This is a genomic window from Allocoleopsis sp., from assembly GCF_036703385.1.
GTDB lineage: Bacteria > Cyanobacteriota > Cyanobacteriia > Cyanobacteriales > Coleofasciculaceae > Allocoleopsis.
Window position 1 is genome coordinate 1 of sequence record NZ_DATNPA010000538.1, and the last position, 12180, is coordinate 12180.

Below are 12180 nucleotides of genomic sequence, written 5' to 3' on the forward strand. Positions count from 1 at the left end.
CTCCGAGGGGGATTTAGGGGGATCTCTACCGTTTAAGCGTCTCGATGATGACTTTTCAGACCTAACTATACTAATATAAGCAATAAGTCAAGCTTAACCATTGAAAACTGCATCAGAAAAGCGTCCAATGAAGCAATCTACACACCTCAGCAAATCGCTGAAACCCTATATTTTTCGTTGAGGTGTGTCGATGCCATACAGGGAGAGGGTTTTAGGCATGTGTTTGGCTCAAATTTTAGGAGGATATGGTAGGATTTCCAGATGTGTGTCGATTCGGCGGCTGAAACCCAGTCTCCGTAAGGCTCCCTGAACGAACTCTTCCCACTCGCTGGGAAAACAACTTGAATGGAAACGCTGTGGTCAGATTGGTCTAAGGTTAGACCATTATCCTTCCCACTCGCTGGGAAAACAACTTGAATGGAAACGTGCTGGCAAAGACGCTCAGCTCAATGTCCCCAGGGGCTTCCCACTCGCTGGGAAAACAACTTGAATGGAAACTTCGGTTGATTCAAGGTAACAGGGTTACCCGAACCACTTCCCACTCGCTGGGAAAACAACTTGAATGGAAACTTCAAGATCAACTGGTGTACCCAAAAGATAGTCGCGATCCTTCCCACTCGCTGGGAAAACAACTTGAATGGAAACAATAGACTCCCTCTGCCTGCACATTCAGTGCAGGAAAAACAACCTTCCCACTCGTTGGGAAAACAACTTAGTATCCAGGGTTGGCTACTACAACTGACTTTTCACGTCATGTGGAAAAGTTCACGAAAAACCTAACCCCCTAACCCCCTAACCCACTAGGCTATCCTTTACCCATAAGTCCCGCAATGCTTTAGGGGCGAAGCATTCGGACGATCAATTTAGCTATCTGACCAAGATTTTTGTATCCGAATGCTTCGCCCTGCCACGCGATCGCACTCTAAGGTTGAGGGCGAAGCATTTGGGAAGCAAACATCTCGATTTTTGCCGCTCAATTATCGCCCAAATGCTTCGCCCCTACTAGATTTCAGGAGATGTGGGTAAAGCATAGACCCACTAGGGAAGGGGGGAAAATCAAAGCCTCTCTCCTACAAGGAGAGAGGCTTTCCACATCCCGTGAAAAGTAAGATACTACAAAGCATCGTGTGAGAGCCGCGTGCCATGATTGATGCAGAATAGTCGAGCTGAAGGAGTCTACAAGAAGTGAGTAACTCTTATATAACTGGTAAGTCAACAGACTTATACGAGACAGACTTCTATGCATGGACACAACAGCAAGCAAAATTTATACAGCAGGAAAATTGGAGTAGCTTAGATGTTCCAAATCTGCTTGAGGAGATTGAATCGTTGGGCAAGCAGCAACGACAGGAATTAAGAAACCGTTTAGGGGTTTTACTAGGACACCTGCTGAAGTGGGAATTTCAGCCAAGCCACCGTTCAAAAAGCTGGATAGCAACGATTCGGGAACAGCGTCGTCAAGTTTTGCGGCTTCTTAAAGAAAGCCCAAGTCTGCAACCTTATTTACAAGAAGCGATAGAAGATGCCTACCAAACTGCCTTGAACTTAGCTGTCAGCGAAACTCCATTAGACTATGAAGACTTTCCTCAAGAATGCCCCTACCTTCTGGAGCAAATACTAAATCCTGAGTTTCCATTTAAACTCTAGTGCAAGAAGGCAGCAAGCTTCTGGGCAAAAAGCAGAAGGAATATTGCCTGTACAGTAGACCTCTTGCATAAATCCTGAAATGTCCCCTAAATGCCCCAATTCTGGGGGACGCGAGAATATTTCTCCCCCCAAAGTTGGGGGGTAGGGGGGGCGAAAGTTGAATGAGAGCAAGAGGTCTATAAGCTAGCCCAAACCTAACGGGAGCATGTCAACTTTGTCAGCCCTCACCCTAAATCCCTCTCCCTGTGGGAGAGGGACTTTGAAGTCTTGCTCCCCTTCTCCCAATGGGAGAAGGGGCTGGGGGATGAGGGTATTCCTTCACTTGCTCTCCCTGACATGCTCCCTCCCCTACAAGGGGAGGGAAAAGGAAAAACTTTTATTGTTAGAAGGGGGCTAATTTCAAAGCCTCACTCAAGAGTAGGAGAGAGGCTAAAAGAGTTAAGCTACAACTAGCTGATTTAGCTGCGATTCACATTCTTTGAAAACATAGTTTACAGCAGCAAACAGCCGATCTAAATCCTGAATAAAGTAGCGATTTTTATTTTGAATAAAAGACGTTTTTTCTAGCTTACTAAATTCCCAATCTTTGCCATTAGAGACAATTCCAAAAATAGTAATCTGTAATTCATCATTCAATCGTTGCGCCGCTACCATTTCAGCAAGGCACTGCGCCCAACCTTCAGAAAATTTATCTTGTTTTGCCTCAACTAACAAGAAATAAGGCTTATCAAACACAACTTTTCCCAAAGGAGAACGTCGAGCCAAAATATACTCAGGAAATCCTGAAAGATTCTCATCGTAGGTAAGTGCCCTATGACCCCACAAAACAAAATTGCTACGATAGCATTTCCAAACTTCTTTAAGAATTGGATAAATGAGATTTTCGCAAATTGAAAATTCTGAAGCACTAGGTACTCCATCTTGCATAACAGTTTGTAAGTCTTCTCTGAAGTAGTCAGATATATTAAACTCAACTTCCCCCATGAAGTTAGCTTCGGTGTAGGTAATCTGAAATTCTTTGAGAACTGAACCAATATCTTTATAATTACTGAAAGCCATTTTAATTTCACGAATATGTTTAATTTATTTCGGTCTTACCTTAACTTTCTCCAACTTCTAGTGCAGACTCGGCATCTACCTGTTCAAAATTGACCTTATTATAGATATCTGCCAAAGAAATTTCAAAGGATACTGAAGAAAGCGCGATCGCCTCATCCGATTCATCATAATCACGAAACGACCAGCGCTTATTATCCGTCTTAGAAAAATGTTCGATATATCTGCGAGTTGTGTCGATTAACAAGTATTCCTCAAATGGGGGAATCGTGCGATATGCCTCAAACTTTTTGCTGCGATCGTATTTCTTAGTTGATGGCGACAAAACCTCGATAATCACTCTAGGATTAGTAATCGTATCCGTGCGGTCATTATAATACTCCGGCTCTCCAGCCACTACCATCACATCAGGATAAGTATAGATGCGCCGCTTGGGTATCCACAACCGGACATCAATCATAAACACTCGATAGTCGAGTTTTTTGAAAGTAAAATTTAGTTCAGTACTGAAGTTGAGTGCTATCTGATTGTGATTAGTAGAGCCACCTGCCATAGGAATAATTTCACCGTCAATGTATTCGCTTTTGTAGTCAGCCGCCTCCTCTAGTGCTAGATATTCCTCTGGAGAATAGAATCGTTTTTCTGTAACTTGCATGGTTCAATGGGGAGCATTTGACCTAAATTTAAGCCTACTCTAGCGCTTTTGGGTAAGTATTGAGATACCCACCAAAATCAGCATCCTGATCGAGGAGTTCGTCGAAAGGGGTCAATTCCTAACTCTCGTATTTCATCCGCACTCTCAGGACTTACGCCTTATTGATGAGGGCAAGGCAACTGCCACCCCAGCACAATGAGGATGTAGCTTCGTTGGATTTGTTGGAGATCATTCCTTGTCTTTAAATTTCATCTCAGTTCCTCCGGCAAAGGGTCAAACACCTGTCGGATTGGTAGTTTGCTTACATGGCTTTACGGGCAACTCCCAACAGTTGGCACCTTTCGCACCCATGTTCGCTCTTCCCGAATACCAGTTCCTATTCCCCGACGCCCCTTACTCCAATCCCTACGGAGGTAGGATGTGGTACAACCTACGAAACCAGGATGATCAAGGTTTAACAGCAAGTCGGCAGCAGCTTACAGACTGGCTGAAATCTCTAGAGAGTAGCACTGGAGTTCCTCTATCGCGTACTGTGTTAGCTGGATTTTCTCAAGGTGGCGCAATGACGCTGGAAGTCGGTCTAACGTTACCTCTAGCAGGGTTAATGTGTATGAGTGGCTATCTGCACTCCAAGCCAAGACAAATGTCTGGAAAATCCTTTCCACCCGTGTTAATTGTGCATGGCAGACAAGACAAAATGGTGCCTCTAAGTTCCGCTCAAAGTGCCAGAGAGGTTCTCAAAGCGGCGGGTGTAAGCGTGGAGTATCGGGAATTTGACATGGGACATATTGTGATACCCGCCGTTTTCGGTGTGATGCGAAATTTTGTGATGGATATCGTTCAGGCTAGCGGGGTTAGGCATTAACCTAGAGGTGCGATCGCGATCGGTCGCATCATAGAATTTGTGACCACAGATAAAACTATAATTTCTCTTGATGACACTGTAAGAAAACTTTTTGATAAAGCCGCCGTTCAGGTAGGTAAACTCCGAAATGTTGTGTGGGTAAATCCAGACAAAATAGAAGAAGAACAACCGATTGACTGGCTAGAAACAGGTTTCTTCTCTCCTTCATCCAACCGGGAGAAGTTCCGCAAAGACAGAACGATTTGATGGATACGCTCTGTCCTCAATTGCATAGAAGATACATGAGCACAGAATGCCACTTCTCTAGGGGTTCCTGTTGCCTCCAAGCCAACCTTTGACTTAAACCATTGCCGATGAGCATCTATTAGGCTGACTAAGGCAATGGGAGTGCCGCAAATATGCGAGGCTAAGGCCGTTAGGTCATCAAATCCAATTTCCGGGGATGTATCGAGAACTTTATAGCGATCGAGTGCTTTGAGCCGACTGACCTCATTATCCGGCAGGAGTGCTGCCTTGGCTCCCTGAAACAGGCTGCTTTCAGGAGCGGCATGGGAAATCGGGGTTGTAGTTGGCTGGGGTGTCGCTTTATCCGTTGTCCTTTCTGGCTCCCATCTATGCTGCCTTAAAGACCTGCGCCTTTTTTTGAGAAAACCAACGTTCAAGGTTTGCATCCAACACCGGAGAACCTTCACTACTTTCTTGAAAATTTTCTGAAGCATGAATAACCCATGAGGCGTTTAATGAATGTAACTGACTGAAAAGAATTCATAGAGGCCATGTTAATCAAGACCTTGAACATCAAGGCTTGCCTAATTGTGATATTCTAGAAAAGTTGTCTAAATTCTGCACATTCAGGGTTTCGGGTGTTTCTAGGAGTATTAACCACCTGGAGATCCGCCTGGATGGAAGGTAAACCCGAATCAGGAGTTCAAAAAAATAATGCCAGTTATCTCTTTAGCGGAAATGCTAGAGTCAGGGGTTCACTTTGGTCACCAGACCAGACGGTGGAATCCCAAGATGGAGCCATATATTTACACCTCTCGGAATGGTGTCCACATCATTGACTTGGTGCAAACCGCCCAGTTGATGGAAGAAGCCTATAGCTACATGCGGACAGCTTCAGAACAAGGGAAGAAGTTTCTGTTTGTAGGCACAAAGCGCCAAGCCGCAGGAATTATTGCCCAAGAAGCGTCTCGTTGTGGAGCTTATTACGTCAACCAACGTTGGCTGGGCGGAATGCTCACCAACTGGGAGACCATTAAGACACGGGTGGAGCGGTTAAAGGAATTAGAACGCCGAGATGAAAGTGGCGCACTCGACTTATTGCCGAAGAAAGAAGCATCGGTTCTGCGTCGGGAACTAGGCAAGCTTCAGAAATACTTGGGTGGCATCAAACTGATGCGGAAAGTCCCCGATGTGGTGGTTATCGTAGACCAACGGCGCGAGTACAACGCCATTTTGGAATGCGAAAAGTTGGGACTGACCCTGGTGTCCATGTTGGATACCAACTGTGACCCCGATGTCGTCGATATTCCGATTCCGGCTAATGATGATGCCATCCGTTCCATTAAGCTAATAGTGGGTAAATTGGCGGATGCCATCTATGAAGGGCGTCACGGTCAGCTCGAAGCCGAAGAAGAGTACGAAGACTACGAAGGTGCAATGGACGATGTTGACGAGGAAGAGATTGACGAAATCGACGACATCGACTCATTGGCAGCAGAGGATGGCGAGGGTAGCGAAGAATAATTAGTGTGTAATCTAGGTTCATAGAGTAGAGACAAAAGCAAGATGGCGGAAATTTCAGCAAAACTCGTCAAGGAGCTGCGCGACAAAACCGGCGCTGGCATGATGGACTGTAAAAAAGCTCTCAAAGAGACTGAGGGAGACATCCCCAAGGCCGCTGAATGGCTGCGGCAAAAAGGTATTACCTCAGCCGAAAAAAAAGCCGGTCGTGTAGCTGCTGAAGGACTTGTGGGTAGTTATATCCACACCGGTGGCAGAGTCGGCGTACTGGTTGAAGTGAACTGCGAGACGGATTTTGTGGCTCGCCGCGAGGAGTTCCAAGACTTGGTGCGGAACATCGCGATGCAAGTTGCAGCTTGTCCGAACGTTGAGTACGTAAAGGTCGAGGACATCCCGGCAGAAATGTCTCAAAAAGAAAAAGATATAGAGATGGGTCGGGATGACCTAGCGGGCAAGCCGGATAACATCAAAGAAAAGATTGTTGTAGGTCGGATTGAAAAACGCCTGAAAGAGCTTTCTTTGATGGATCAACCCTACATCCGCGACCAAAGCATCTCCGTGGAAGAGTTGGTGAAGCAAACCATTGCTCTGTTGGGTGAAAACATCCAAGTGCGCCGCTTTACTCGCTACGTCCTCGGTGAAGGTATTGAGAAGGAAGAGAGCAACTTTGCTGAGGAAGTTGCTGCACAAATGGGCAAGTAAGTCAATAGGGTAGGACAGGGATAAACGGCTAAAAACTTTAAAAGTTAGATGTGCCTTTATCCCTTGTCCCTACCTATCCAAGAATGCTTCGCCCAATCACTCAGCCCCAAAGTAACAAAAGAGGGATGATGCAGCAAAGCGGGGCCTATTCCTACTCCAAGATATCGGTATCAACCGCTATCCTGGAGTAGGGAAATAATAGCTGTGCGGTATGGCGAGAGCAATTGAGAGAATTGAGCAGGATTTAGCAGCGCTGGAGGATGCGATCGCTCTTTTGAGGGCAGAACTGTACAGTACTTATTCCAAATATCTACAGTTACTGGGACAAGCTGTGCGGCGACAGTTGATTCTAGCAAGCTATCAAGTTTGTACTCATGGGTATCCGGAAGCGTTTGTGAGTATGTCTTTCAATCAGCGGCAAAAATTACAGCAATCCATACTAAGCCTAGCCAAGAACGCTCAAGAACAGTTTTTCTCACACCTAGAATCGTCCAAGAATTTACCCCCGACAGAAGCGACACAAAGCGATGAGCCAGCGAGGGAGCAATCGCCCCTGAGTAGCGAACAACTGCAAGATGTGCCTGAAGAACCGTTAATCCAACCCGATCAGGAGCCAGAGAGCATAGAGGCAGAAGAAACTGCCGAGATAACCAAGCCAGAGTCTGCAAAACCAGAACCGTTGGCAAAGTGGCAAGAGCGATTGGAGGAAGCGATCGCAAAAACCCTGGAAACACTCTCTTTGGACACCAATCGTCTACTACAACAAACGGGTATCATCCCAGGGAAATTGCCAGCCGCCGTCTTAGAAGCTGCCGCCAAAGCCGATAACTCTACGGAGTCAATCACAATTGGCTCACCAAATCTCTTAAACTTGTTGATGGAAACAGAAAATGATGATGATTCAGAAGACTCAACCCTAACTCGTATCATTGCCATTAATCTGCGTTTGTCAGAGCTTGAGTTTGCTGACCCCGCCTTAAATGCTGGACGCAATCAAATTCGGAACCTTTCAGCCAAGGGAAACATGCTCCATCGAGAGTATCACAAAAGGCAGCGAGAACGGTCTGTTGCTCAAGCCGAAGCGGCATGGCGAGCAAGCTGGTTTGAGGATTAAGGGTTGAAGGTTGGAAGGTTGAAAGTTGAAGCTCATAACCCTCTTTCCTTACTTTCGGATAAAAGCTTGATTTTTCCTTGGCTGTGTCCTTTTAACTTCGTTGGTTGATCCGACAGTGATGAAATACGGATAAGCTGCAACCTACAACCTGCTACTCTGTAACCTGCAACCTGCTAGCCTTCAACTTGAGAGAGGGGAAAATTGTGGCAACAGAATCACCAGATTGGCTGCGACTGCAAAAAGCCCTTGCAGTAGAAGCAGAGAAAGGTTTTACTAACTTGGTGGGCAATCAGTACCGCTTTAGTGAGTTTCTCTGCCTCAGTTTTGGCAAAACTCCTGACAGACTGATGCCAACTGAGAGACGCCAGTGGCAGGAAATTGCCACCGAGTTTTCCCGTTATCATCAGATGACGCGGCAAGAACGACAAAATCTGATTGCAGACACTCGTCAATTTCTTTACCAACTTCAGCAAGAGACTCAGCGCCGAAATGCTGAGGGGACAACCGCCACGCTGCTATCAGAGTCCCCTCAGGTGAAAACCCCTCGAACGACGCCCTTAGTTCAGCCCCAAAGTAGAGTAACAGCAACTCCAACGCTGAGTCTTGACCAACCACTCTCTCAGTTAGAGGAAATCGGCATCCGAAGAAGTGGATATCTGGCACGTCTGGGTTTAATGACATTACGAGACCTCCTTTATTACTACCCTCGTGACCACATTGATTATGCGCGTCAGGTCGATATTCGGAACCTGGAAGCTGGTGAGACGGTAACGGTTGTGGGAACAGTGAAGCGCTGTAACTGCTTCACTAGTCCTAAAAACAGGAAGTTAACAATTTTCGAGCTAGTGCTTCAAGATGCAACGGGACAGATTAAGCTCAATCGTTTTTTTGCGGGTACTCGTTACGGGAATCGTGGCTGGCAGGAGCAGCAAAAGTATCGCTATCCTGCTGGGACGGTGGTGGCAGCGTCGGGTTTGGTGAAGAAGAATAAGTATGGTGTAACTCTGGAAGACCCAGAATTGGAAGTTTTAGACCATCCTGGCGGTAGCATTGACTCGATGAAAATTGGTCGAGTTGTACCGGTGTATCCGCTCACTGATGGTGTACCGGCTGACATCGTGAGACATTCGGTGATTGCGGTACTTCCCTATGCGTCCCAACTCAAAGAGCCGCTTCCCGCTGCCTTACGGAGGCAGTATGGATTAATGGGGGTGAGTGATGCGATCGCCAATCTCCATTTTCCCCCAGACAGTGACATCCTGGCTGCGGCTCGTCGCCGATTAGTGTTTGATGAGTTTTTCTACTTACAGTTAGGCTTTCTTCAGCGCCGCCAGACTCTCAAGCGACAAGAAACCAGTGCTGTACTCGCTCCCACAGGTGAACTCATCAACCGATTCAAGCAACTACTCCCCTTTGAGCTAACCAATGCTCAAAATCGAGTGGTTAACGACATTCTCAACGATTTGCAATCCTCCACCCCAATGAATCGCTTAGTACAAGGGGATGTGGGGTCGGGGAAAACTGTCGTTGCCGTCCTCGCCATCCTTGCCGCCATTCAATCCGGCTACCAAGCGGCACTGATGGCTCCTACTGAAGTTTTAGCAGAACAGCATTATCGTAAGCTGGTGGGCTGGTTCAACTTGCTGCATTTGCCAGTAGAATTGCTGACGGGTTCCACGACAACCAAAAAGCGCCGTCAAATTCATTCCCAGCTGGAAACGGGGGAATTGCCCCTTTTGGTGGGGACTCATGCTCTGATTCAAGACCCCGTAAACTTCCAACAACTGGGTTTAGTGGTGATTGATGAGCAGCATCGGTTTGGGGTGCAGCAACGGGCGCGTTTGCAGCAAAAAGGGCAATCTCCTCATGTCCTGACGATGACGGCAACCCCCATTCCCCGAACCTTAGCGCTGACGTTGCACGGGGATTTGGACGTGAGTCAGATTGATGAATTGCCACCCGGTCGTCAGAATATTCACACCACTGTCTTATCGGGCAAGGAACGCAACCATGCTTATGACCTGATGCGCCGGGAGATTGCGCAAGGGCGTCAAGCCTATATTGTATTGCCCCTAATTGAAGAATCCGAAAAATTGGATTTGCGATCGGCGGTTGAAGAGCATCAACGGCTGTCTGAAAGTATCTTCCCAGAATTCCAGGTGGGATTGTTGCACGGTCGCATGAGTTCAGCCGAGAAGGATGAAGCGCTCAATGCATTCCGTGACAACAAGACTCAAATCATTGTTTCGACTACAGTCATTGAAGTCGGTGTGGATGTTCCCAACGCTACGGTGATGATGATTGAAAATGCCGAACGTTTTGGGTTATCTCAGTTGCATCAATTACGAGGTCGTGTGGGTCGAGGTTCCCACCAATCTTACTGTCTCCTGATGAGTGGTTCCAAAACGGATACAGCGCGTCAGCGTTTGGGTGTTTTGGAGCAGTCGCAGGATGGCTTTTTCATCTCAGAGATGGATATGCGCTTCCGAGGGCCAGGTGAAGTGCTCGGTAGGCGACAATCGGGGTTGGCGGATTTTGCTCTAGCCAGTTTGGTGGAAGACCAGGAAGTATTGAATTTGGCGCGAGATGCAGCGGAGAAGATCATTATTCAGGATGAGACACTAGAAAACTGGCCTTTAATGAAACAGGAGTTGGAGTATCGTTACTCCAAGCTGATGGGTGGCGCTATTTTGACATGATTGACCACGACCGCTTATTTAAAGAATTACTCTCTACTTTCTTTGTCGAGTTTTTGGAGCTATTTTTCCCACAGGTACTTGCTTATCTGGAACCCGGTTCTATCTCCTTTGAAAATACAGAGATATTTACTGACGTTACCGCTGGTGAGCAATATGAAGCTGATTTAGTGGTGAAAGCTAGATTCAGAGGGCAAGAGTCATGCTTTCTAATTCATGTAGAAAACCAAGCTAGCCCACAATCAGATTTTGGGCGGCGGATGTTCCGCTATTTCGCTAGATTGTCGGAGAAATTTGCAATCCCTGTCTATCCAGTAGTCATCTTTTCTTATGACGCGCCCCTAAGGCCAGAGCCAAACATTTATCGAGTTGAATTTCCCGATAAGGTGGTTTTGGAGTTCAACTATGCAGTGATTCAGCTAAATCGGCTGAATTGGCGAGATTTCTTACAACATGAGAATCCGGTAGCTAGTGCGCTCATGGCTAAAATGAACATAGCGCCTGAAGACCGTCCCCGAGTTAAATTTGAATGTTTGCGGCTTCTGGCTACGTTGCGTCTCGATCCAGCACGGATGCAGTTAATCTCTGGCTTTGTTGATACTTATCTGCGCCTGAGTGCTGGGGAGGACGAAATGTTCAGGGCAGAGATTGTTAGGTTGGAACTAGAGGAGCAGGAGGTCGTTATGCAAATCGTTACTAGCTGGATGGAGGAAGGGCTGCAACGAGGGCTGCAACAAGGCAGGCTGGAAGGCAGGCTGGAAGGAGAATTGGCAGTGATTATGCGCCTACTCACTCGGCGAATTGGTACGGTTGAGCCTGAGTTAGAGGAGCGCATTCGCCAGTTATCGCTGCCTCAGTTAGAGGACTTAGCTGAGGCGTTGCTTGATTTCGCGAATGAGGATGATTTAATGAGCTGGTTAGATAGGGTTTCTGATGAATCGAGTCAGGTTGAATGATGAGTGGCAGTAGGTTGCACGAATCATTACGAATCGAAATATTTTGCAATAGCAGACAATAGGCAATCGCACGATTGAATTAGTTCAGCCTGTCAATCTTGGCGACGTGTTTATCTAGCTGTCTTCCGGCTGCATCTTATCACTTTTTACATCCCCTAGTTCGCTCATATTTTGGATGATAAAATTGCGTAAATTTTGAAGATCAACCCCCAAGTTTTGCAGGACGCTAACAGCTACACTCTCGCCTTCTTGTATCAAACCTAGCAATAAATGTTCTGTACCGATAGATTGACGCTTCTGTTGACCAGCTTCTTTTACACATAACTCTAAAATGCGCTTAGCTGTGGGAGTAAAGGAAGTTTTTGCAGCTACAATGTTGGAGCCTCGACCAATCATTATTTCCACTTCACGTCGCCCATCTTTGAGGCTAACGCCCTCCGACTTCAGTGCGATTGCAGCAATGCTCGTGCCTTCTCCCATTAAAGCCAAAAGAATGTGTTCCGTGCCTATAAAGTTATGGTTCAAGCGGCCGGATTCTACTTGAGCAAGTATCATTACCTTAATGGCTCGTTGTGTGAAGCGTTCAAACATGGGTGCCTCTACTAGAGCGCCAGTCCATTACTCAATGTTTACAGACGTAACAGGGTATGCGTACCTATACACCTCTCGTTTAGGGCGAAGCATTCGGGTGATGAATTATCGCGAACGCCTAAAATTTTCCGTCCGAATGCTTCGCCCCTACA

General features: G+C 46.7%; 10 protein-coding genes, 1 pseudogene and 1 CRISPR repeat array. Of the genes and pseudogenes, 7 read left to right on the top strand and 4 right to left on the bottom strand.

Features of this window, described 5'->3' with window-relative positions; genetic code table 11:
- The first annotated feature begins 317 nt into the window (after nt 1-317).
- Nucleotides 318-645: direct repeats of the CRISPR family, unit length 36 nt; unit sequence CTTCCCACTCGCTGGGAAAACAACTTGAATGGAAAC.
- 540 nt (nt 646-1185) lie between these two features.
- Nucleotides 1186-1647 carry a DUF29 domain-containing protein gene (locus V6C93_RS26090; RefSeq protein ID WP_333479587.1) on the top strand — a complete coding sequence of 154 codons (462 nt, stop codon included), beginning with the start codon at nt 1186-1188 and terminating at the stop codon, nt 1645-1647.
- 438 nt (nt 1648-2085) lie between these two features.
- On the opposite strand, the gene V6C93_RS26095 is transcribed toward V6C93_RS26090, so the two are convergent.
- Nucleotides 2086-2706, bottom strand: coding sequence for a hypothetical protein (locus V6C93_RS26095; protein ID WP_333479588.1), 621 nt, complete (start codon nt 2704-2706; stop codon nt 2086-2088).
- A 40-nt stretch (nt 2707-2746) separates the two neighbouring features.
- Nucleotides 2747-3358 (bottom strand): Uma2 family endonuclease, encoded by a 612-nt coding sequence (locus tag V6C93_RS26100; protein ID WP_333479589.1) that lies wholly within the window; start codon nt 3356-3358, stop codon nt 2747-2749.
- Between the two features lie 235 nt (nt 3359-3593).
- On the opposite strand from V6C93_RS26100, the gene V6C93_RS26105 reads away from it, so the two are divergent.
- Nucleotides 3594-4223 (top strand): alpha/beta hydrolase, encoded by a 630-nt coding sequence (locus V6C93_RS26105; RefSeq protein WP_333479590.1) that lies wholly within the window; start codon nt 3594-3596, stop codon nt 4221-4223.
- Between the two features lie 281 nt (nt 4224-4504).
- Here V6C93_RS26105 and V6C93_RS26110 read toward each other — a convergent pair.
- Nucleotides 4505-4942 (bottom strand): annotated as a pseudogene (locus V6C93_RS26110) (histidine kinase); the annotation flags it as partial.
- Nucleotides 4943-5162: 220 nt separating this feature from the next.
- On the opposite strand from V6C93_RS26110, the gene rpsB reads away from it, so the two are divergent.
- The 5 genes from rpsB to V6C93_RS26135 all read left to right on the top strand — a co-directional run bounded on the left by rpsB (nt 5163) and on the right by V6C93_RS26135 (nt 11437).
- Nucleotides 5163-5972, top strand: coding sequence for a 30S ribosomal protein S2 (rpsB, locus tag V6C93_RS26115; protein WP_333479592.1), 810 nt, complete (start codon nt 5163-5165; stop codon nt 5970-5972).
- Between the two features lie 42 nt (nt 5973-6014).
- Complete coding sequence (tsf, locus tag V6C93_RS26120) at nt 6015-6671, top strand: translation elongation factor Ts (protein ID WP_333479593.1); 657 nt, start codon at nt 6015-6017, stop codon at nt 6669-6671.
- A 211-nt stretch (nt 6672-6882) separates the two neighbouring features.
- On the top strand, nt 6883-7785 hold the full coding sequence (locus V6C93_RS26125) for a hypothetical protein (protein WP_333479594.1): 903 nt from the start codon (nt 6883-6885) through the stop codon (nt 7783-7785).
- A 203-nt stretch (nt 7786-7988) separates the two neighbouring features.
- Nucleotides 7989-10484 carry an ATP-dependent DNA helicase RecG gene (recG, locus tag V6C93_RS26130; RefSeq protein ID WP_333479595.1) on the top strand — a complete coding sequence of 832 codons (2496 nt, stop codon included), beginning with the start codon at nt 7989-7991 and terminating at the stop codon, nt 10482-10484.
- Nucleotides 10481-11437: a DUF4351 domain-containing protein gene (locus tag V6C93_RS26135; RefSeq protein ID WP_333479596.1), complete on the top strand. Its 957-nt coding sequence runs from the start codon at nt 10481-10483 to the stop codon at nt 11435-11437. Before recG ends, V6C93_RS26135 begins: the two co-directional genes overlap by 4 nt.
- A gap of 114 nt (nt 11438-11551) precedes the next feature.
- On the opposite strand, the gene V6C93_RS26140 is transcribed toward V6C93_RS26135, so the two are convergent.
- Nucleotides 11552-12028: a Clp protease N-terminal domain-containing protein gene (locus tag V6C93_RS26140; protein ID WP_333479597.1), complete on the bottom strand. Its 477-nt coding sequence runs from the start codon at nt 12026-12028 to the stop codon at nt 11552-11554.
- Nucleotides 12029-12180 lie beyond the last annotated feature (152 nt).

Coding starts and splice junctions, on each gene's coding strand:
- V6C93_RS26095 (WP_333479588.1), bottom strand. CDS start 2,706: ATGGCTTTCAGTAATTATAAAGATATTGGTTCAGTTCTCAAAGAATTT.
- V6C93_RS26100 (WP_333479589.1), bottom strand. CDS start 3,358: ATGCAAGTTACAGAAAAACGATTCTATTCTCCAGAGGAATATCTAGCA.
- rpsB (WP_333479592.1), top strand. CDS start 5,163: ATGCCAGTTATCTCTTTAGCGGAAATGCTAGAGTCAGGGGTTCACTTT.
- tsf (WP_333479593.1), top strand. CDS start 6,015: ATGGCGGAAATTTCAGCAAAACTCGTCAAGGAGCTGCGCGACAAAACC.
- V6C93_RS26125 (WP_333479594.1), top strand. CDS start 6,883: ATGGCGAGAGCAATTGAGAGAATTGAGCAGGATTTAGCAGCGCTGGAG.
- V6C93_RS26135 (WP_333479596.1), top strand. CDS start 10,481: ATGATTGACCACGACCGCTTATTTAAAGAATTACTCTCTACTTTCTTT.
- V6C93_RS26140 (WP_333479597.1), bottom strand. CDS start 12,028: ATGTTTGAACGCTTCACACAACGAGCCATTAAGGTAATGATACTTGCT.